We start from the raw sequence: 19,453 nt of genomic DNA, 5'->3' as shown, positions 1-19,453 counted from the left end.
AAACTACTCGTATTCAGCGTTGGAATCAGAAATACAAGTAAAAGCTCGCATTTGTCAACGTGGACGGTGATCCGTGGTCGAGACACGCAAGCCTGTACGTCGCCAGGCGCGCGGCCTCAAACGCATGGAGGAGATCCTCGACGCGGCGGAGGAGGTGATCGCCGACATCGGCTACGCCGAGGCGAGCACCAACGCGATCGCCGCGCGAGCCGGGATGTCGCCGGGCTCGCTGTACCAGTTCTTCCATAACAAGGAAGAGATCCTGGAGGCCCTGCTCGCCCGGTTCACCGACGGCAGGCGGCAGCACTGGAACGAGCGGCTGACCGGCGACGTGACGCGGATACCGCTGCCCGAGCTGGTCGACCAACTCGTCGATGAGATCGCCGACTTCAAGGGCGGCCGCCCCGCCTACTGGGCACTGCTGCACGGCTCGGCGACCGGCGACCGCCTGGCCTGGGCCTCCGAGCAGCTCCACGCGGGCATCGCCACGCGCGTCGCGCAGGTCCTCTCGATACGCGCCCCGCACCTGGACCAGGAGCGCTGTCTCACGCTGGCCACCATGTCGCTGGCGACGGTGAAGGCGGTCATGCCGCTTGTCGCCTCGGCGCCGCCGCAGCGCTCCGCCGAGCTCATCGCCGAGCTGAAGACGATGCTGGTGGGCTACCTGACCCCCGCACTCGGCGAGTGAGGGGCGGGTCGGCGCTCGCCACGTGTTCGCCCACCCGCCCGTCCAGACCGCAGCGCCCGGCCTCCGCTGCGGGCAGCGAGACCACTCTGCCCCGCTGCCCGGCAGAGGCCGAGCTTGATCAGTCGACGCACATCGCCTGGTGAGTGGACTGGAAGACCCATGTGCCGCCGCCCGGGGAGACATAGGTCGTTATGGTGTTATAGGTCCCAGGGGTGCAGTCGTGGCCGACCGCGAGGACGGCCGCCCGGGCCCGCTGTTCGGCCGCCGCCAACCCGGCCGCGTAGGTGTTGCCCGCCCCCACGGCAGTGGCGCTGCGGGGAGTGTCATAGCTGCCGGCGTGTGCGGCCACGGGCGTGGTCGCCAGGCCGGCCGTCACTACCGCTGAGACGAGGCCGAGCCGGCGGAGCCAAATACCTTTTTGCATGCTTCTCCTACAGGGACGGATCTTTTGATCGACTGAGGATAATTTTCAAACGGACCGAGGTAAAGACGGTATTGAACACTCGATTACCGGGATCTGGCCCATCATGGTTTTTCTTCGTGGCGGGTCATGTAATTTACAAGCGGACGGAGCTTTCGCCGAGGCGGCCCGCCATGCGGTCGAAACAGCGGACGCGGTGGTGGCGGATCTGTCAATTGCCGCTCCTCGGCGAGTTCGACTCCCCGCTGCCGGGTGCCTATCAGGATGTGGAAGGCGACCTTGGGATTCTTCGTCGGCACCCCAAGCCGATACCCCTGCCGCTCGACATGACGAGCAAGCCCCTGCGAGACGGCGAAGACACGCGGAAACAATTCCGGAGAGACGCGGATACGCGACGGATCTGTGGTCAGCACCTCGGCGATCGCCGCAGGATCGAAGATCTTGTGGGGTGCGGAAATCCGGGTGTGGCCTCTGGGCTGCGGTTGTCCGCTTCGTCCATGCGGGCCGCCGGTGCTGGTCGATCAGGCCGTCGAGTATCTGTCGGCGTTGCAGGCGGACCTGATCGAGATCGCCGGGTGGAGCAGGGGCACGTGGTGGTTGAGGTGGTCGACGGTCTCGTGAGCGATGGGGACGGTGCCGGTTGTCATGCCGTTCGTACGTCCGCTCACCGTCACCGGGGTTGAACAGCCCACTCACCTGTCCACCTATGATCTTTTCATCTGAAATGTGCCCTACCGCCGGAAGAGCCTTCATGACCCACCACCTCAGCCGGCGGTCCGCCCTGCTGGGCGCCGCGACGGTGGCCGGTCTCGCCCTGTGGGACAGGCCGGCCGAGGCGGTCGGTGTCGCCGCGTTCGACGCCGCGCGTGAGCGGTGGGTGAGCCTGCTGGCCGGTGGGCCGGACAGCTCCGCTCGTACCGACAGGGCTTATGTCGACAGGGCGAAGGCGCTTGAGGGCTCGGCCAACGCGGTGCTGCGTAAGCTGAAGCCCGCCGCCGGTCGTCCGAGCCTGTGGCCCGACCTGCCGCTGTCGGATCCCCGGACGGGTGACTTCAACCGGTCCTACAACCGCATGCGCACGCTGGCGCTGGCCTGGGCCACGCCGGGTACCGCCATGCACCACGACGGCCGGGTCGCCGAGACCGCTGTCAGGGCGCTGGACTTCCTCTACGAGCACGCGTACAACGAGGGGCTCGACCGGCGGGGCAGCAACTGGTTCTGGTGGGAGATCGGCGTCCCCCGGGCGCTGACCGACACCTGCGCCCTGATGTACGACGGCCTGCCCCCGGGCCGCGTCGAGCGCTGGTTGCGCCCCCTGCGCCGCTGGTGCCCCGACCCGGAGCGCCGGGTCAGCCACCCCGGCGTCGTCGAGACCGGCGCCAACCGCGCGGGCAAGGCCATGGCGGTGGCGATGCGCGGAGTGCTCACCCGCGACGCCCGCCTCGTCAGGCGGGCCGGGGACGCGGTCTCGGACCTGCTGCGGACGACAAGGGGGCCGGGCGACGGCTTCTACCGTGACGGGTCGTTCATCCAGCACGACGTGTACCCCTACACCGGCAGCTACGGCGTGGACTACCTGGAGAGCGTGGCCAAGCTGATCGCCATGCTCGCCGGGTCACCGTGGGAGATCACCGGCATCGGCAACGTCTACGACCTCGTGGACCGCTCCTTCGTGCCGCTCATCTTCGACGGGCTGATGATGGACTGCGTACGCGGCCGGCAGATCTCGGTGCAGGGCCACCGTGACCACCACTCGGGACACAAGGCGGTCGAGGCCGTCCTCACCCTGCTGGAGACGGCGCCCGAGCGCCATGCCCGGCGCTGGCGGCCGCTGGTCAAGGGCTGGCTCGCCCGCAACCAGGCCACTCCCTACGACGCGTTCGCGCCGCCGGCGAGCATCGCCAGGGCCACGGCCCTGCTGGCCGACCCGTCGGTGCCGGTCGGCCCGCGCACGACGGGCACGTACGTCTTCGCCGACATGGACCGGGTCGTGCACCGCCGTCCCACCTGGGCGTACGCGATCGCGATGAGCTCGGAGCGCATCGGCGCGGCCGAGGCCATCAACCGGGAGAACCTGCACGGCTGGTACACCGGCGACGGCATGACCTACCTCTACACCGGCGACCTCACCCACTGGAACGACGACCTGTGGCCCACGATCGACCCGTACCGGCTGCCGGGCACGACGGTCGACAGGCGCAGGCGCGCCGATCTCTCGCACGGCCACCGTCGCCTGCCCCCCACCCCGTGGGCGGGCGGCGTGGCACTCGACGGCGAGTACGGCGTGGCCGCCATGAGGCTGGTCGCCGGTGGCTCCTCGCTGCGGGCGAGGAAGGCGTGGTTCCTGCTCGACGACGCGGTGATCGCCCTCGGCGCCGGCATCACCGCCTCCGACGGCCGACGTGTCGAGACCGTCGTGGAGAACCGCAACACCCACGACCGGCATCCACAGCTGACCCGGGGCGACGGCTGGATCCACCTGTCCGGTGTGGCCGGGTACGCGTTGCTCGACGGCGCCGAGGCGAAGGTGATCCGCAAGAAGCGCACCGGCCGCTGGCGCGACATCGACAAGGGCGCCACCACCGGCGGCGACAGCTCTCCTGTCACCAGGCACTACACGACGATCCTCATCGACCACGGCGTCGATCCCCGCAGGGCCCGCTACGCCTACGCCGTACTGCCCGACGCCTCTATTACGCAGATGGAGGCTTACGAGGGGCGGGTCGAGGTCCTCGCCAACTCCGGGGCGGTGCAGGCCATCTCGCGCGACGGCGTGATCGCCGCCGTCTTCTGGCGCGCGGGGACCGTCGAGACCCAGGACGGGCCGCTCACCGTCGACGGCCCCTGCACGCTGCTGGTCCGCCGCGCCGGCGAGCGGGTACGGCTCGCGGTCTCCGACCCGTCCAGGACCGCCGACGAGCTGAGGATCACGTTGCCCTGGCCGGTGAAGTCGGTGAAGGAGAGCGACCGCAGCGTGCGAAGGGCCAGGAAAGCGCTCAAGGTGGAGGTGGGGGGCAGCCGCGGGCACGCCCACACCGCGGAGGTGCGCGTCTGACTCGGATGGAGGCCGCTCCCGGGGAAACCGTTCGGAAATGAACCTTTCATCCGCTTTTGCGAGGTATAACCAGCTCCAGGCCCGTCCCCTTTCGGGAGCCGTAGATCACTGTTGCCCCCCAAAGCGGATTGGGCGACGGTGGGGACCCTCTGGCGTGAGGACTCCGCCCTCACTCGGCGCGCCAGGACCCGTCCCCCGGCACTCGAAAAGGAGACCTGTACCCGATGAGGTCACGTACGCTCCGACTCCTGCGCGACCAGTCCCACGCGCCCGGTGTCGCCTCCCTCCACCGGATCCCGGTCTGGCGGATGGTCGTCGCGGCACTGGTCGCGGTCGCGACCGCGTTCGCGCTCACCACCGTGACGGCGACCCCCGCCGCCGCGCACGGCTCGATCAGCGACCCGCCCTCGCGCAACTACGGCTGCTGGCAGCGCTGGGGGAGCGACTTCCAGAACCCGGCCATGGCCCAGCAGGACCCCATGTGCTGGCAGGCCTGGCAGAGCAACACCAACGCGATGTGGAACTGGAACGGGCTGTTCCGCGAGGGCGTCGGCGGCAACCACCAGGCCGCGATCCCCGACGGGCAGCTGTGCAGCGGCGGCCGGACCGAGGGCGGCCGCTACAACTCCATGGACACCGTGGGCGCGTGGAAGACCGTCGACCGTCCCGCCTCGTTCACGATGAACCTGCTGGACCAGGCCTCGCACGGCGCGGACTACATCCGCGTCTACGTCACCAGACAGGGCTTCAACCCCAAGACCCAGCCGCTGAGGTGGAGCGACCTGGAACTCGTCAACCAGCTGGGCAGCAGGCCCACCGGCACCACCACGCCCATCCCGGTGAACGCGCCCGGCCGCAGCGGCCACCACATCGTCTACACCGTCTGGCAGGCCAGCCACCTCGACCAGTCCTACTACTTCTGCAGCGACGTCAACTTCACCGGCGGCGGGACGAACCCCACCCCAACCCCGACGCCCACTCCGACGCCGACCCCCACCCCGACGCCCACGCCCACCCCGACCCCGGTCCCGGGCGGCTGCTCGGCCACCTACCGCGTCACCTCCCAGTGGTCCGGCGGCTTCCAGGCCGACGTGAGCGTGACCGCGGGCTCCAGGGCGATCACCGGCTGGACGGTGAACTGGACCTTCGCGGGCGGTGAGAGGGTCACCTCGTCGTGGAACGCGACCCTGACCAGCAGCGGGTCCTCGGTCAGCGCCCGCAACGTCGCCCACAACGGCTCACTGGGCGCCGGCGCCGTCGGCACCTTCGGGTTCCTCGGCTCCGGCACCAGCGGCACCCCCACCCTCACCTGTACGGCGACCTGACCGGAATGTACGCACCGGCCCGCCACCTCCCCCTCCGGTGGCGGGCCGGCCCGTCGTTCACGGCTTCGAGGCGGTCTCGCCGCGCGGGACCAGGACGGCGCCGAGCAGGGAGAGCGCGCAGGCGGCCCAGAAGACCGCGGGCAGGCCCGCGAGGGCGGCGACCAGGCCACCGGCCGCCGCGCCCAGCGGCATGGCGCCCATGCCGATGAGGCGGCAGGTGGCGTTCACCCGCCCGAGCAGGCCGCCGGGGATGAGCCGCTGGCGCAACGAGACGGAGACGACGTTGGTCACGGCGTTGGCCGCGCCGATGCCCGCGGCGGCCGGGAAGACCGCCCACGGCGAGGGGACGAGCAGGGGCACCAGCAGCAGGAGCCCGTTGAGCAGGGTGACGCCCACCAGGGCGCCGTTCGCACCGGCGAGCCGGGTGAGCCGTCCGGAGAGCACCGACCCGGCCACCGCCCCCGCCGCCAGCGTGGCCGCCAGGAAGCCGTACTGGCCCGGGGTGAGCCCCACGCGGGAGCCGTCGCCGACCACCCACAGCACGAAGACGGCGAAGTACGCGCCGTAGGCGAGGTTGAGCACGCCGGAGTACGCGGCCAGGCCGCGCAGGGCGCGATGCCCCCACAGGTGGCGCATGCCGTCGGCGATGTCGGCGCGCAGCGCCTGCGCCGGGGCGGCTTCCGGGCGGAACCGGCCGCGCAGGCCGAGCAGCAGGAGCGCGGCGCCCGCGTACAGCAGGGCGGCCGTCCCGAAGACGGCGGTGGCGGCGACGCCGACCAGCAGGCCCGCGAGCGGTGCCCCGAGGAAGTGGTTGCCGAGGGTCTGGGTGGCGACGAGCCTCCCGTTGGCCGCCTCCAGCCGGTCGCCGGTCACGGTCATCGGCAGCGCCGACTGGGCGGAGGTGTCGGCGAACACCTCCGCGGCCCCGGCGAGCAGCACCGCGGCCACCAGCACCGGCAGGGTCAGCACGCCGTACCACGCGGCGGCGGCCGTCGCCGCGAGCACGGCCGCCCGCGACCAACCGGCCAGGATCATGATCCGGCGCCGGTCGTGACGGTCGGCGATCGCGCCCGCGTGCAGGGCCAGCAGCAGCCACGGCAGCGTCGTGGCGGCGCTCACCAGCGACACCAGCACCGGCGAGCGGGTGAGGGAGATCGCCAGCAGGGGTACACCGACGAGCAGGACGCCGTCGGCGAGGTTCGACAGCCCGGACGCCGCCCACAACTGGTGGAACGGGCGCCCCAGCCCGGTGGGGACGGCGTTCACTCCCGCCTGCCGCTCCGGACCCGCCTTCCCTCCCCCCTCGGCTTTCTCTCCGGTTCCCGGCCGCCCGGCCGGTTCGTTCCCGGCGCCGTGCGAGGTGCGCTCCGCCGCGTCGCTCCCGGTCGTTCCCATGGTCCCTCCACCCCGGTGGGTTCTCATCGGCCGCTGGGGGCAAGCAGCTCGGCGAAGATCTTGATCGCCCGGTCGACGGCGTCGGTGCCGACCCCCGCGTGGGTCACCGCGCGGATCCGCCCGTGGCCCAGTTCCTCCACCCGGACGCCCCGCCTGCGGGCCGCCGCGATGAACGAGCGGGTGGTGTAGCGCTCGTCGCGTACGCGGAAGAACACCATGTTCGTGATCGGCGGGCCGGGGGCCAGCCGGACGCCCGGCAGCCGCGACAGCCCGCGGGCGAGGCGGGCGGCCTTCTCGTGGTCCTCGGCCAGCCTGCCGGTCATCTCGGTGAGGGCGATGATGCCGCAGGCGGCGATCATGCCGGCCTGCCGCATGCCGCCGCCCAGCATCTTCCGCATCCGCCTGGCCTGGGCGATGATCGCCCGGTCGCCCACGAGGACCGACCCGATCGGCGCGCACAGGCCCTTCGACAGGCAGATCTGCACGGTGTCGGCGTAGAAGGCGATCTCCGCGGGGGTGACGCCCAGCGCGACCGAGGCGTTGAAGATGCGCGCCCCGTCCAGGTGCAGCGCCACCCCGTGCGAGCGCGTCAGCTGGGCCACCTCGGCGAGGTAGTCCAGCTGGAGCGGCAGGCCGCCGCACCGGTTCTGCGGCGTCTCCAGGCTGACCAGCGCCGGAGGCGCGATCTGCGGGTCGGTGCGGTCGACCGTGCACGCCTCGGCGATGTCCTCCAGGCCGATCGTCCCGTCCGGCTGGTTGGCGAGCGGCTCGTAGACGATGCCGCCGCACATCGACGCGCCCCCGGCCTCGTAGACGTACAGGTCGGACTCGTGGCCGACGATCGCCTTGCCGCCGCGCGGGCAGTGCGCCAGCAGCGCCGCGAGGTTGGCCATGGTGCCGCTCGGCATCAGGCAGCCCGCGGCCTTGCCCAGCAGGTTGGCGGCGAGCCGTTCCAGCTTGGCCACCGTCGGGTCCTCGCCGTAGACGTCGTCGCCCAGCGGCGCGTTCGCGGCGGCCTCCAGCATCTCGGGGGTCGGCAGCGTGAAGGTGTCGCTGCGCAGCTCGATCTCGCCGCCGTCGTCGTACTCTCCGGCGACCAGGTGGGGTGTGTCCAGCACGCTCGTCATGGGATTCCAATCGGGGTTTCCGGAAGGGACGGTGACGGTCAGGAGGGGGAGATGCGGTAGCCCTGCCGAGGGATCTCGATGGGCGGCAGCTCGTGGAGCAGGACCGGCCGCAGGTGCCCGAGCGCGGTGTCCAGCGTGTCGTACAGCTCGCTGTGGCCGGGCGCGTGCGCGATCACGTAGCCGAGCCGGTCGTAGCTGCTGCGGGCCGGCCGCACCTCCGAGCCCGGCGGCGCCGTGACCGTCACCGTGTCGACGCCCGGTACGGAACCGGCGTCCTTGACCCCGGCCACCTCCCGCAGCGTGACCTTCCCCGGCTCGCCCCCGGCGCCGTCCGGGGCCAGCAGGAAGGCGATGCCGGCCGGGGTGAAGTGGTCGGGCAGCGGCAGCTGGTCCAGGTCGGCCGCCGCCCGCAGGTGCGCGTCGAGCAGGTCGAAGCCGCACGCCCGCGCGATGACCTCGGGGATCATGCCGCCCGCGGGCCGGGCGTTGATCTCCACGACGTACGCGTGGCCGTCGATGAGCTTCATCTCGATGTGGGTGGCGCCGTGGGTGATCCCGACGGCGGCCAGCGCCCGCAGCGCGACCCCGGTGAGCACCCGGACCTCCTCCGCGGGCAGCGGCGCGGGGAAGACGTGCCCGCGCTCCACGAAGTGCGGCGGGGACGTCACCCGCTTGGCGGTGATGCCGACGCACCGGTGGAACCCGCCGGAGCTGACCGTCTCGATGCTGAACTCAGGACCTCCCAGGTACCCCTCGATCAGCGCGGTCCTCGCGGTGGCCTGCCCGCGTACGTTGACGCCGGAGGAGATGACGCGGCGGCAGTGGGCGGCCACCTCGCCGGGGGTGTAGCAGAGCACCACGCTCAGCGAGCCGGTGTCGTCGACGGGCTTGACGACGCACGGCAGGGCGATCCGCGACAGCGCGACGATGATCCGCGAGTCGAAGTCGTCGTCGGGGCCGACCAGCTCGAAGGCGGGGGAGGGCAGCCTGGCCGCCGCCAGCGTGCGGCGCATCCGCCCCTTGTCCCTGCAGGTGGCGACGGCCTCCGGCGGGTTGCCGGGGAGCCCGAGGTCGGCGGCGACCCTGGCGACCGCGGCGGTGTAGAACTCGCTGGTCGTGGTCACCCCGGCGATCTCGGCGGTCTCGGCAGCCTCGCCCAGGGCGTGGTACAGCTCCCCGGCCAAGGTCTCGGGGGAGCCGGTGGCGCACGTGACGACCCGCACCCCGGTGGCCGCGAGCCCGGGGTAGCGCGCGGGGCTGTCGGTGGCGAGCACCGGCGTGAAGCCCAGCGCCGCAGCCTTGGCGAAGGCGAGCATCCCCGAGCCGGTGGTGTTGGACTCGACGAAGACGAGGAACGGGGCCGGGTTCGAGGGCGAGGGCGAGGGCGGGGACGAGGACGGAGCTGAGGACAAGGACGGGGACGGAGCCGGTGACAGGGGCGGGAGCGGGGTCGGGTTCATGCGTACTCCAGGGCCCGGCCCAGTGTCGCGTAGGACCAGGTCACGGCGGTGTCGGTGAGCCGGATGGGGTCGGGGGCGAGCGGCGGGCGCAGGTCGGTCAGGCCGTGCGCGGCCCGGTACTCGGCGCTGTAGATCGTGTTGACGTACCGGTCGCCCCGGTCCGGGAAGATCACCACCACCGAGACGTCCGGGTCGAGCCGCGAGGCGAGCCAGCGCGCCACCTGGTAGGCCGAGCCCGAGCTGTTGCCCGCGAACACCTTCTCGTAGGAGGCCAGCTCCAGCGTCGCGGCGAACGCCTCCCGGTCGGACAGCCAGTGGACCTCGTCGATGACCGAGAAGTCCACGTTCGCCGGGACCAGGCTGTTGCCCAGCCCGCTCTGCAGCCGCCTGGGCACGTCGGGCTGGCCGAAGATGGCGCTGCCGACCGCGTCGACGGCGACCACGCGCAGCCCGGGGTTGGTCCGCCGCAGGGCCCGCGCCGTCCCGCACAGCGAGCCGCCGCTGCCCACCGCGCCCACCAGCACGTCGACCCGGCCGATCTCCGAGACGACCTCCTCGGCGAGACGGTCGTAGGCGGCGGGGTTGGCCGGGTTGTCGTACTGGCGGGGCCAGAACGCGCCCGGGTTGGCGGCCATCACGGCCTGCAGCCGCTCCAGCCGCGCGCTCTGCCAGCCGTTGCCGGTCATCGCGGGCACGATGTCCAGGGTGGCGCCCAGCGCCTCCAGCTTGGCCATGGTGATCGGGTCGATCCGAGGGTCGGTGACGATGTGCACCCCGTGGCCGAGGTAGGTGCCGACCAGGGCGACCCCCATGGCCAGGGTGCCGGAGGAGCTCTCCACGATCAGGCCGCCGTCGGCCAGGACCCCCTCCGCCCTCGCGGTCAGGATCGCCTGCCTGGCGACGCGGTCCTTCATCCCGTACGGGTTGGCCAGCTCCAGTTTCGCGTGGACGGTCGCCCCGCCGGTCGCCCGCAGGCGCATCAGCGGGGTCCGGCCGATGGCGTCGATCGCGTCGGTTCTCAGTGTCATGTCCGGCTCGTGCTCCTACAGACGATGAGTGGCCGCCCCAGCCGCTCCAGTTCCGTGAGGGCGCGGGCCAGCCGGGGACCGTGCTCGGGGTCGTGCCGGGCCAGCAGGATCCCCAGGCACGTACCGCTGTGCCCGACGACCGTGCCGAGCCCGCCCACGTCGCGGCAGATCTCCTCCACCGCCGCCAGGTGGGGTTTGGCGTTGAAGGTCTGGAACAGCCGCGCGCTGGCGGAGGCGACCCTGCCCACCGCCGCCAGGTCGTGGTCGCGCACGGCACGCGTGAGGTCGTCCAGGAGCTCGCCGTAGCGCACCGCCCAGTGGGCGGGGATCGGCTTCCGCGACCGGTTGAAGGCGACGGTGTCGACGCTCTCCCCGTCGTCGATCCCGGCGATGGTCAGCTGGGGGAGCGTGCCCATGCGCCGGTGCAGCCGCACCTCCCGGTGGAAGAACGCGGTGATCCCCGGGTGCATCACCCCGTCGGACGGCTCGATCTCGGCCATCATCTGCTTCAGCAGCCGGTTGGGAAGTCTCAGCCGGAAGGCCGAGTCCACGGCCCGCGCGGTGGCGACCAGGTCGGCGGTGGAGCTGGCCATGCCCTTGCCCTCGGGCAGCGCGCTGTTGAGCATCAGCCAGCCGCCGGTGTGCACCCCGTACCGCGACAGGATCCGGGTGGCCAGGCGCCGCGCCTTGTTCTTGTGCGGCGGCGAGACGATCACCTGGTCCAGCTGCGGGTCGGGCTCGAAGACGGCCTCCACGTACAGGTCGACGGGGAAGGTCACCAGGAAGTCCGTACCGGGTCCCAGGATTCCCTGGAGGAGTTCGCCGAACGTGCCGGGGGCGCGTCCCCGGCCGACCCCTCCGGCCCGGCCGGTGACGGTCTCCTCGATCGGCATCTGGATGGTCATGACAGATCGCCCGCCTTCGTACCGGTTGTGTGCTCCCAGGCCTCCCGCAGCCACCCGGACCGCTCGGCGACTCCCCGCTCGGCGGAGTCCAGCCGGTCGCCGGTCCGCTCCAGGAGGAGACGGACCTGCTCGGGGCCGGTCGAGCCGCCGGTCCGCTTGCGCCGCACGCTCGCCTCGGGGTCCAGCAGGTCGCGCACCTCTGCCTCCCCGACGGCGAAGGTGAAGCCGAGCCGCTCGCCCGCGGCGACGAGGTCCGGCGCCGAGAGCAGGTCGGGGGTGAGGGTGGCGGCCGGGCCGAGCCGTTCCATCGCGGCCGAGATCCAGGAGCCGACGACGACCTGCGCGCTCCTGGCCGGCACGCCGTGTTCGAGGGTGAGGTGGTTGGCGACGGTCGAGGCGGCCGTCAGCTCGCCGCGCGCCACCGCGCCCGCCCGCTCCGGGTGGAAGCGCACGTTCGCGACCACCCGCTCGAACAGCGCCAGCATCGTGCCGCAGGTCGAGAAGAGGTCCTCCAGGAATCGGGTGCTCTCCTTGGAGACCTCCACCAGGTTGGTGTAGCCGGTGTTGCGCTGGCCGATCATGATGTCGTACGAGAGCCCGACCAGGTGGCCGGTCATCCCGCGGGCCCGCTCCAGGATCGGGAAGTTGCGCTTGTGCGGCATCGCCGAGGAGATCCCGGCGAGCTCGTCCGGCAGGTCGACGAACCGGCAGCTCGACCCGCTCCACCAGATGAGGTCGGTCAAAAACCGGCTCAGCGTGGTGCCGAGCACCGACAGTTCCCCGGCGGCGCGCAGCACCCAGGCGCGGGAGGCGACCGAGGTCAGCGCGTGCGGTTGCGGGCCGTCGAAGCCCAGCGCGACGGCGATGCGCTCGCGGTCCCACGGCAGCTCCAGCCCGGCCATCGCCCCGGCGCCCAGCGGGCAGAGGTTGACCGCGTCGAACAGTGAGAGGAGCGACTCGGCGGCGCCGGTCGCCGCCTCGGCGAGCGCGGCCAGGTAGAAGCCGAAGGTGATGGTCTGCGCGCTCTGGTGCTGGGTGTAGCCGGGCATGAACGACTCGGTGTGCCCGGCCGCGGCCCGCAGCGTGGCGCGGGCCAGCCCGCCCACCGCCGCCACCGTCTCCAGCAGCCGTTCCCTGCCGAGCATGAGCTGCGCGCACGCCTGGACGTCGTTGCGGCTGCGGTCGACGTGCCAGGCGTGCGCGCCCTCGGGTACGCGTGCCTGGACGCACCTCTCCAGGGCGAACAGCGGGTCCGACATGGCCGCGGCGCGCTCGGCGCCGACCTGCTCGGGGGTCAGGTCCAGCACCACCCGGCGGATCCGCTCCGCCGCGTCGTGGCCGAGCAGTCCCATGCGGGCGTACTCGCCGGTCTGGGTCAGCTCGATCCACCGGTAGTGCCGGAGCAAAGTGCTCATCTCCCAGTCGAAGCGCTGGGTCAGGACCGCGTCGTCGAGTAACCGTGCCGGGGGCCGCCTTATCCGTCCTGTCGGAAGCATGAGGCTCACGCTGCCAGCGCCCGTAGCCTGTGACCAGGCGGAATGACCGGCGATATCGCGGCGATACCCGACGATAATCGGATCTTCCTATGTTGACGGCATCTGATCGTCACCGGGAGGACTCACGTGAGGTCTGCACTTCTGTCCGACAGCCTGGGGTTCGCCCAGCTGCTGCGCACCCACCGGGACAACGCGCGGCTGACGCAGGAGGAACTGGCGGAGCGCGCCCGCCTGAGCGTGCGCACGCTGCGCGATCTGGAGCGGGGCCGTACCCGCTACCCGCACCGCACCTCGGTGCGCCGCCTGGCCGCCGCCCTGGAGCTGACCGGCGACGACCGCCTCACCTTCGAGGCCGCCCCGCCCCGCTCGCTCGGCGCCCCCGCCGTGGCGCCGCCCCCGGAGTGGGCGCTGCCCTCGGTGAGCGGCACCGTCGCGCTGAGCCGGCTCCCGCTGCTGCGGGAGATCGAGGACACGGTGTCGGTCGCCTCCGGTGGCGGGGAGCCCGCGCTGGTGACCGTCACCGGCGCCGCGGGGGTCGGCAAGACCACCCTCGCCACCCAGTGCGCCCTGGTGCTGCGCCAGCGGATGGGGCTGGACGTCCTCTTCCTCGACCTGGGCCGCGACCGGCGCGACCCCCGCGAGCTGCGCGACGCCGTGCGGCGGGCGCGCATCGGCCGCATGACGTCCCCGGTCTCGGGCGGGCGCTGCCTGCTCCTGCTCGACGACGCCCGCGACGCCGACGGGCTCGCGGAGGGCCGGGTGCCGCCGCTGCTGGCACTCGGCTTCACCGGCGTCGTCGTCACCGGCAGGGAACCGCTCGCCGGGCTCGTCCCCTCACGGCACCTCGCGCTCGCGCGCCTGAGATGAGACACCGATGAACAACGGGGTTGGAACGGACATCCGGGTGCTGATCTGCTACTCGGAGAGACTGTTGCGCACGGCACTGTGTTCGATCCTCGCCGCCGAACCGGGGCTGCGCGTCGTGGGGGACGCCGGCGACGGGTTCGAGGCGGTGTCCAAGGCGAGGGGCCTGCGGCCGGACGTGGCCCTCGTCGACGAGCGGCTCACCGGCCTCGACGGCGTCCAGGTCACCGAGCGGCTCCGCGCCGACCCGCTGGCGGGCTCGGTGCGGAGCGTCATCCTGACGGAGCACCCCGAGTCCATGTTCGACGCCGTACGCGCCGGGGCACGGGGGTTCCTGCTGCGCTCCAGCGACCAGGACGAGCTGGTCGGGGCGATCAGGGCCATCGCCCGGGGGGAGGCGTTCTTCGCCCCGCAGGTCGCCAGCAGCTTCCTGCGCCGTTTCGAGAACGGGCTGCCCTACCGGCCGCCCGAGGCCGTCAAGTCGCTCACCGAGCGCGAGCAGGAGGTGCTCGCCCTGGTCGCCGACGGGCTGAACAACACCGAGATCGCGAGCAAGCTGTACGTGAGCCAGGCGACCGTGAAGTTCCACGTGTCCAACCTCCTCAGCAAGCTCAACCTCCGCGACCGGCTGCAGATGGCCGTGTTCGCGCACAAGGCCGGGGTCGTGTGACCGCCCTGCCGGGGGTCGTACGAGGGAGGGGGAAGGGCGGCGGCACCGGAGCGTGCCGCCGCCGACCCTGAGAAACAGCGGGTCAGTTGTAGACCGTGGCCTGCTTGGAGGTCTGCTTCCAGCCGTTGGTTCCGTAGATGAGGCGGTCGCCCCACCAGGTGCGGCTGCCGGCGTTGAAGCCGTAGACCATGTCGAGGTACTCGACGCCGCTGCCGTTGCCGCTCCACGACCAGGCCAGCCAGCCCGTGCCGCGGTAATTGGCGTGATTGACGATCGCGTCCTCGTCCACCGCGCCGTCGGAGTGCCAGTGACCGAACTCGCCGACGATCAGGGGCAGCCCGGCGGTGTGGAACGAGTCCAGGTAGTTGTAGACCTCCGCGGCGGTGTCGTACACGCCGTACATGTGGACCGAGAACACGGTGTTGCGCTGGGAGTCGGCGGACAGGACGTCCCAGGCGTTGTTCCGCATGATCCACTGGTGGTCCTGGCCCCAGTTGGGGGCGTCCACGATCAGTGTGTGCTGGAGCCCGCCGGCTCGCAGCCGCTGGATCGCGCTCTTGGTGGCGCTCGTCCACTGGGAGGCGATGTTGTTCCCGAAGGGCTCGTTGCCGATGTTGATGATCGCGTACGCCTCCTGGCCGACCAGGGCGCTCTTGACGTTGAGCCAGTAGGTGGCCGCGTCGTTCAGGGTCTGCGCGCCGGACTGGTCGCCGTAGCCGGTGGTGTCGTGGTTCTCCAGGACGCAGACGAGCTTGTACGACTTGCAGCGGCCGATGATCGCCGACACCTCGGCGGCGCTGGTGTAGCCGTAGCGGCCCGCGGTCAGCACGACGCGGATGGTGTTGGCGCCGAGGTTCTTCATGTCGGCCCAGACCTGCGTCTGGCCGGTGTACCAGGCGTGGCCGTGGCTGGCACCGCGCATGACGAACTGCGCGCCCCTGGCGTCGAGCAGCTTGGTCCCTGAGACGCGGAAGCCGGCCGCGGCCGACGCAGACGGCGCCGGCCCGGTGACGACGAGACTGACGGCGGCGAGGACACACGCCATGGCGATGGCCATACCGCGCCGGACGGGCCGGACGGGCCGGACGGGCCGGGGGCGGATTGCTGGTGGGTGTGACACTGATGCTCCTAGCGGGGGAGAAAGGAGATCGCGCGCGCAGCCCTCAGGCTATTACTGAACTGGTTAAGTAACAAGAATGCTTCGACGACATTTCTCTTCTCAGAGTGAATTTTAACTGTATATGTATATATGTCGGGTTTTTGTGTCATCGGTTATCGCTTCGAAGAGCCATGGCCGTGAAGCGAGTCGATGCGGTTAAGTTCGATCCCCTCGGTCACTCGCCGGGGCGGCAGACGGTTCCGGGGGAGGGGAGCGTCAGGTCGACGAGGTAGCGGGTGGCGTGGCCGATCACGCACCGGCTGGCGGGCCCGTTGGCGCCCGGCATGTACATGACGTGCCCGGGACCGTCGTACCGGACGGTGACCGAACCGGGCACCGTCCCGGCCAGGCTCGCGGTCATGGCGTGGTCGGTCCAGGACCCGGCTCCCAGGAGCGGCGGCAGGCCGCGGACCGGCAGCGGCCGGGACGGGTTGGCGACGGGCCGGGGCCAGCCGGCGCAGCCCAGCATGTCGAACGGCACCCCGCCCAGGTGGGGGGAGGCCTCCCGCATCCGGCGGGAGAGGTCGCGGAACTGGGCGTACCCGGTGAGGCCGCGGTCGTCGGGGCAGGTCATCGCCCGCGGGGCCGGTATCGTCCAGATCCGCGAGTTGCTGTTGACGGGCTCCGCGAAATCGGAGGCGTCACCCTTCCTGAGCCTGTCCACCGACGCGGCGAAGGTCTTCCACCAGGCGTTGTCCGGGCCCGGGTTCGCCTGGAAGCTCGTCAGCCTCAGGTGCCACCCGCTCAGCTTCCCCGCGCCGAACTCCGGGGAGGAGATCGGGATCGGGGAGCGGTCGAGTTTCTCGACGAGGGCGCGCCAGACCGCGCTCACGTCCTCCCCGTGCAGCGCGCAGGCGTCGTCGGCCGCGCACCAGGCGACGAACCGCCCGAACATCCGCTCGTTGATGGAGGCGTGCTCCAGGTGCAACTTGGCCCACCCGTTGACCTGGTCGGCCGCCCCGTCGAGGTACATCGCCCGGACGCGCCCGGGGAACAGGCGCGCGTACGCCGCGGCGGGCACCCCTCCGTAGGAGTTGGCCATGAAGCTCAGCCGCCGCTCGCCCAAAGCCTCGCGGACCGCCTCCATGTCCCGGGCCACCGACAGGGAGTCGAGGTTGTCGAACAGGCCGCTCGCGTCGGCGTCCCGGCACTCGCGCGCCGCCGCCTCCACCTTCGCCACCTGGGCCCGGTACTCCTCGCGGTCGCGGGGTTCCAGCAGCTGCGTTCCCGTTCCCCAGCACGCCGCCGGCAGCCTCTCCCTGAGCCCGGTGTTGCGCGGGTTGTAGCCGATCAGGTCGAAGCGGCGGCGCAGCTCGGTGAGACCGGGGGCCGAATCCTTCAGGTCCTTCACCCCCTCGGCCCCAGGGCCTCCCGGCACCTGCAGCACGCTCCCGATCCGGTTCGCCGGGTCGGTGGCGGGGAGCCGCGCCAGATCCAGGGTGATCTTCCGCCCGCCCGGCCTCCTCCAGTCGACCGGCACCGTGACGGTGGCGCACCGGATCCCCTCCGGCAGGTTCTCGCCCGCGCAGGCCCTCCAGTCCAGCCGCTTCACCCGCGAGGCCGCTTCCGGTGACGCGGGTGCCTGGGCCCACGCCGGCCGCGTCGAGGGGGAGGGCGCGGGCGCTTCGGCTGGAACAAGCAGCGCCGACGCCGTCACCAGTCCGGTGAACAACGATCCGATCTTCCCGTACATCCTTGGCTCCTTCGTGTGGACGGCGGTTGGAGTGCCGTACGGTCGTCTCCCGCCGGCTCCCTCCACCGTCGCGAACCCGTCCGCCCGGGGCCACCGGGACATCCGCCGGGAAACCTCGGGATATCCCCCACGGGCCCGCCGGATGTCGGGCGGGAGCGCGGTGCGGCACGCTGGGGGGATGAGCCGTCCTCCCTCCGGCCCTCCGTCCCCGGCCGCGTCGCCGTCCCCGTCCCCGTCCCCGTCTCAGCTTCCGTCCTCGCCGCTCCCGGAACCGCTCCCGGAAGCGGGACCGAGGCCGGGGCGGGGGTGGCGCGAGCTGGGGTACGTGCTGGCCGGGCTGCCGCTCGCCGCCGCCGGCCTGGTCCTCGTCCTCGTCATGCTGACGGCCGCGCTGTGGTCGACGGCGGTCGTCGGCCTCCCGGTGCTGGCCGTCACGGTCCGGGGAGCCCGTTCCCTGGGCGCGGCTCACCTCGGCCTGGCCCGCCTGCTGCTGGACGTCCGGACGCCCGCCCCCGCCCCCTTCAGGCCGGGAGCCGGGCCGATCGGCTGGTTCGTGTCGGCGCTCGGCGACGGGGCAGGGTGGCGGGCGGCGGCCTACCTGCTGGTCAAGCCGCTGGCCGCGCTGCTCGCCCTCGGCGCCGCCGCCGGATTCTGGGGTGGCGGCCTGTTGCTGCTCTCCTACCCCGCCCGCTGGGCGGCGGGACACACCGGCGCCTGGGGCCCGTACGCAGACACCTGGCCGGGCGCCCTGCTGGTGGGCGTGGCCGGGCTGGCGCTGCTCGCGCCGGCCCCCCTGGCGCTGCGGGCCGCGCTCCTCCCCGAGCGGTTCCTCGTCCGCACCCTGCTCGGCCGGACCGCGGCCTCGACCAGGATCGGCCACCTGGAGGAGACGAGGGCCCGGATGGCCGAGGACGCGACGGCGACCCTGCGCCGGATCGAGCGCGACCTGCACGACGGGCCGCAGGCCCGCCTCGTGGCGCTGGCGATGAGCCTGGGCATGGCGAAGGAGGAGCTCGCCTCCGCCCAAGGGGATCGGCTCCAGCAGGCGCGCGACCTGGTGGACGCCACCCACCGCGAGAGCAAGGAGATCATCGCCGATCTGCGCCTGCTGATCCACGGCATCTACCCGCCCGTCCTGGACCAGGGGCTGGAGGCCGCGCTCGCCGTGCTCGCCACGCGCTTCACGCTGCCCGTCGACCTCCGTGTCGACCTGCCCCGGCGCCCCTCCGCCGCGGTGGAGGCGATCGTCTACTTCTGCACCGCCGAACTGCTCGCCAACGTGGTCAGGCACAGCGGCGCGCGGAGGGCGATCGTCGAGGTGGGCGGACACGGCGGCCTGCTGCGCCTGCACGTCGGCGACGACGGGACGGGCGGCGCCTCGATGGGCGCGGGAACGGGACTGCCCGGACTGGCGGCCCGGGTGGGTGTGGTGGACGGGCGGCTGGAGATCGACAGTCCTCCCGGAGGGCCTACGGTGGTCACCGTGGAGGTGCCGCTCCCCGCCTGAACACAGGAGGTCGCATGCGCGTCGTCGTCGCCGAGGACTCCGCGGTGCTCAGGGCAGGGCTGACCCTGCTGCTCACCACGCGGGGGCACGAGGTCGCCGCGGCCGTGGGGGACGGGACCGCGCTGCGCGCCGCGGTGGACGAGCACCGGCCGGACGTCGCCGTGGTGGACGTGCGCATGCCGCCGACCCACACCGACGAGGGACTGCGCGTCGCGATCGACATCCGCCGCGACCACCCCGGCATCGGGGTGCTGGTCTTCTCCCAGTACGTGGAGACGCGCTCGGCGGCCCTGCTCCTCGCCAAGGACTCGCGAGGGGTGGGATACCTGCTGAAGGAGCGGGTCGCCGACGTCGGCGACTTCCTGGCCGCGCTCTCCCGGATCGCCGCGGGCGAGACCGTGCTGGACCCTGAGGTCGTCACCCGGATGATGGCGACCGGCAGGCGCGCCGACACGCTCGGCACCCTCACCCCCCGCGAGCGCGAGGTGCTCGTCATGATGGCCGACGGACGGTCCAACGGCGCGATCGCCGAGGCCCTGTTCCTGTCGTACGGGTCGGTGGAGAAGCACGTCACGCACATCTTCACCAAGCTCGGGCTGCCGCCGTCGCAGAGCGACCACCGCCGCGTGCTCGCCGTGCTGCGCTACCTGGAGTCCTGAC

General features: G+C 72.1%; 18 protein-coding genes. 7 read left to right on the top strand and 11 right to left on the bottom strand.

The features are described 5' to 3' along the window. The first annotated feature begins 124 nt into the window (after window positions 1-124). Window positions 125-688 (top strand): TetR/AcrR family transcriptional regulator, encoded by a 564-nt coding sequence (locus ACFYWM_RS26755; RefSeq protein WP_389918553.1) that lies wholly within the window; start codon window positions 125-127, stop codon window positions 686-688. A 118-nt stretch (window positions 689-806) separates the two neighbouring features. On the opposite strand, the gene ACFYWM_RS26750 is transcribed toward ACFYWM_RS26755, so the two are convergent. The 3 genes from ACFYWM_RS26750 to ACFYWM_RS26740 form a co-directional block, all read right to left on the bottom strand. Beyond that, window positions 807-1,112, bottom strand: a complete 306-nt coding sequence (locus ACFYWM_RS26750) for a hypothetical protein (RefSeq protein WP_389918550.1) — start codon at window positions 1,110-1,112, stop codon at window positions 807-809. A gap of 101 nt (window positions 1,113-1,213) precedes the next feature. Beyond that, window positions 1,214-1,522 carry a hypothetical protein gene (locus ACFYWM_RS26745; RefSeq protein WP_389918547.1) on the bottom strand — a complete coding sequence of 103 codons (309 nt, stop codon included), beginning with the start codon at window positions 1,520-1,522 and terminating at the stop codon, window positions 1,214-1,216. A 108-nt stretch (window positions 1,523-1,630) separates the two neighbouring features. Beyond that, the gene (locus tag ACFYWM_RS26740; RefSeq protein WP_389918544.1) at window positions 1,631-1,777 is read right to left on the bottom strand and encodes a hypothetical protein; all 147 of its coding nucleotides are present in this window, start codon (window positions 1,775-1,777) and stop codon (window positions 1,631-1,633) included. Between the two features lie 83 nt (window positions 1,778-1,860). Here ACFYWM_RS26740 and ACFYWM_RS26735 point away from each other — a divergent pair, with 83 nt between their 5' ends. Together ACFYWM_RS26735 and ACFYWM_RS26730 are read left to right on the top strand one after the other, a co-directional pair. Continuing rightward, window positions 1,861-4,164, top strand: a complete 2,304-nt coding sequence (locus tag ACFYWM_RS26735) for a polysaccharide lyase 8 family protein (RefSeq protein WP_389918541.1) — start codon at window positions 1,861-1,863, stop codon at window positions 4,162-4,164. A gap of 224 nt (window positions 4,165-4,388) precedes the next feature. Next, window positions 4,389-5,489, top strand: coding sequence for a lytic polysaccharide monooxygenase (locus ACFYWM_RS26730; RefSeq protein WP_389918538.1), 1,101 nt, complete (start codon window positions 4,389-4,391; stop codon window positions 5,487-5,489). Window positions 5,490-5,546: 57 nt separating this feature from the next. On the opposite strand, the gene ACFYWM_RS26725 is transcribed toward ACFYWM_RS26730, so the two are convergent. From ACFYWM_RS26725 to ACFYWM_RS26700, 6 genes are read right to left on the bottom strand one after another with little or no spacing between them, the layout of a single operon-like run. Then, the gene (locus ACFYWM_RS26725; protein WP_389918534.1) at window positions 5,547-6,884 is read right to left on the bottom strand and encodes an MFS transporter; all 1,338 of its coding nucleotides are present in this window, start codon (window positions 6,882-6,884) and stop codon (window positions 5,547-5,549) included. Between the two features lie 23 nt (window positions 6,885-6,907). Beyond that, window positions 6,908-8,002 carry a GntG family PLP-dependent aldolase gene (locus ACFYWM_RS26720; RefSeq protein ID WP_389918531.1) on the bottom strand — a complete coding sequence of 365 codons (1,095 nt, stop codon included), beginning with the start codon at window positions 8,000-8,002 and terminating at the stop codon, window positions 6,908-6,910. 47 nt (window positions 8,003-8,049) lie between these two features. Next, a complete protein-coding gene (locus ACFYWM_RS26715) occupies window positions 8,050-9,423 on the bottom strand; it encodes an ATP-grasp domain-containing protein (protein WP_389918529.1) in 1,374 nt (457 codons plus the stop codon). A gap of 44 nt (window positions 9,424-9,467) precedes the next feature. After that, window positions 9,468-10,499 (bottom strand): PLP-dependent cysteine synthase family protein, encoded by a 1,032-nt coding sequence (locus ACFYWM_RS26710; protein WP_389918526.1) that lies wholly within the window; start codon window positions 10,497-10,499, stop codon window positions 9,468-9,470. Beyond that, window positions 10,496-11,404: a hypothetical protein gene (locus tag ACFYWM_RS26705; RefSeq protein ID WP_389918523.1), complete on the bottom strand. Its 909-nt coding sequence runs from the start codon at window positions 11,402-11,404 to the stop codon at window positions 10,496-10,498. The genes ACFYWM_RS26710 and ACFYWM_RS26705 overlap by 4 nt, the downstream gene beginning before the upstream one ends. Then, entirely contained in the window at window positions 11,401-12,900 is a 1,500-nt protein-coding gene (locus tag ACFYWM_RS26700; RefSeq protein WP_389918520.1) for a lyase family protein, read from the bottom strand. The genes ACFYWM_RS26705 and ACFYWM_RS26700 overlap by 4 nt, the downstream gene beginning before the upstream one ends. 126 nt (window positions 12,901-13,026) lie before the next feature. Between ACFYWM_RS26700 and ACFYWM_RS26695 the strand changes: the two genes are divergently transcribed. Continuing rightward, window positions 13,027-13,767, top strand: coding sequence for a helix-turn-helix domain-containing protein (locus tag ACFYWM_RS26695; protein WP_389918518.1), 741 nt, complete (start codon window positions 13,027-13,029; stop codon window positions 13,765-13,767). A gap of 7 nt (window positions 13,768-13,774) precedes the next feature. Further along, window positions 13,775-14,434 carry a LuxR C-terminal-related transcriptional regulator gene (locus ACFYWM_RS26690; RefSeq protein WP_389918516.1) on the top strand — a complete coding sequence of 220 codons (660 nt, stop codon included), beginning with the start codon at window positions 13,775-13,777 and terminating at the stop codon, window positions 14,432-14,434. Between the two features lie 82 nt (window positions 14,435-14,516). Here the strand turns inward: ACFYWM_RS26690 and ACFYWM_RS26685 are convergent, their stop codons facing one another. Beyond that, window positions 14,517-15,491 carry a glycoside hydrolase family 5 protein gene (locus ACFYWM_RS26685; protein WP_389918513.1) on the bottom strand — a complete coding sequence of 325 codons (975 nt, stop codon included), beginning with the start codon at window positions 15,489-15,491 and terminating at the stop codon, window positions 14,517-14,519. A 277-nt stretch (window positions 15,492-15,768) separates the two neighbouring features. After that, window positions 15,769-17,286, bottom strand: coding sequence for an alpha/beta fold hydrolase (locus ACFYWM_RS26680; protein WP_389918510.1), 1,518 nt, complete (start codon window positions 17,284-17,286; stop codon window positions 15,769-15,771). 178 nt (window positions 17,287-17,464) lie between these two features. On the opposite strand from ACFYWM_RS26680, the gene ACFYWM_RS26675 reads away from it, so the two are divergent. Then, window positions 17,465-18,793: a sensor histidine kinase gene (locus ACFYWM_RS26675; protein WP_389918507.1), complete on the top strand. Its 1,329-nt coding sequence runs from the start codon at window positions 17,465-17,467 to the stop codon at window positions 18,791-18,793. 14 nt (window positions 18,794-18,807) lie between these two features. Then, window positions 18,808-19,452 (top strand): LuxR C-terminal-related transcriptional regulator, encoded by a 645-nt coding sequence (locus ACFYWM_RS26670; protein WP_389918504.1) that lies wholly within the window; start codon window positions 18,808-18,810, stop codon window positions 19,450-19,452. Window position 19,453 lies beyond the last annotated feature (1 nt).

The sequence above is a fragment of the Streptosporangium sp. NPDC002721 genome (assembly GCF_042888905.1).
GTDB lineage: Bacteria > Actinomycetota > Actinomycetes > Streptosporangiales > Streptosporangiaceae > Streptosporangium.
Note: the sequence above shows the minus strand (reverse complement) of the source record. Positions and strands in the feature narration are given on the sequence as shown.

Coding starts and splice junctions, on each gene's coding strand:
- ACFYWM_RS26750 (WP_389918550.1), bottom strand. CDS start 1,112: ATGCAAAAAGGTATTTGGCTCCGCCGGCTCGGCCTCGTCTCAGCGGTA.
- ACFYWM_RS26755 (WP_389918553.1), top strand. CDS start 125: ATGGAGGAGATCCTCGACGCGGCGGAGGAGGTGATCGCCGACATCGGC.
- ACFYWM_RS26705 (WP_389918523.1), bottom strand. CDS start 11,404: ATGACCATCCAGATGCCGATCGAGGAGACCGTCACCGGCCGGGCCGGA.
- ACFYWM_RS26700 (WP_389918520.1), bottom strand. CDS start 12,900: ATGCTTCCGACAGGACGGATAAGGCGGCCCCCGGCACGGTTACTCGAC.
- ACFYWM_RS26725 (WP_389918534.1), bottom strand. CDS start 6,884: ATGGGAACGACCGGGAGCGACGCGGCGGAGCGCACCTCGCACGGCGCC.
- ACFYWM_RS26680 (WP_389918510.1), bottom strand. CDS start 17,286: ATGTACGGGAAGATCGGATCGTTGTTCACCGGACTGGTGACGGCGTCG.
- ACFYWM_RS26735 (WP_389918541.1), top strand. CDS start 1,861: ATGACCCACCACCTCAGCCGGCGGTCCGCCCTGCTGGGCGCCGCGACG.
- ACFYWM_RS26685 (WP_389918513.1), bottom strand. CDS start 15,491: ATGGCCATCGCCATGGCGTGTGTCCTCGCCGCCGTCAGTCTCGTCGTC.
- ACFYWM_RS26670 (WP_389918504.1), top strand. CDS start 18,808: ATGCGCGTCGTCGTCGCCGAGGACTCCGCGGTGCTCAGGGCAGGGCTG.
- ACFYWM_RS26675 (WP_389918507.1), top strand. CDS start 17,465: ATGAGCCGTCCTCCCTCCGGCCCTCCGTCCCCGGCCGCGTCGCCGTCC.
- ACFYWM_RS26690 (WP_389918516.1), top strand. CDS start 13,775: ATGAACAACGGGGTTGGAACGGACATCCGGGTGCTGATCTGCTACTCG.
- ACFYWM_RS26730 (WP_389918538.1), top strand. CDS start 4,389: ATGAGGTCACGTACGCTCCGACTCCTGCGCGACCAGTCCCACGCGCCC.
- ACFYWM_RS26710 (WP_389918526.1), bottom strand. CDS start 10,499: ATGACACTGAGAACCGACGCGATCGACGCCATCGGCCGGACCCCGCTG.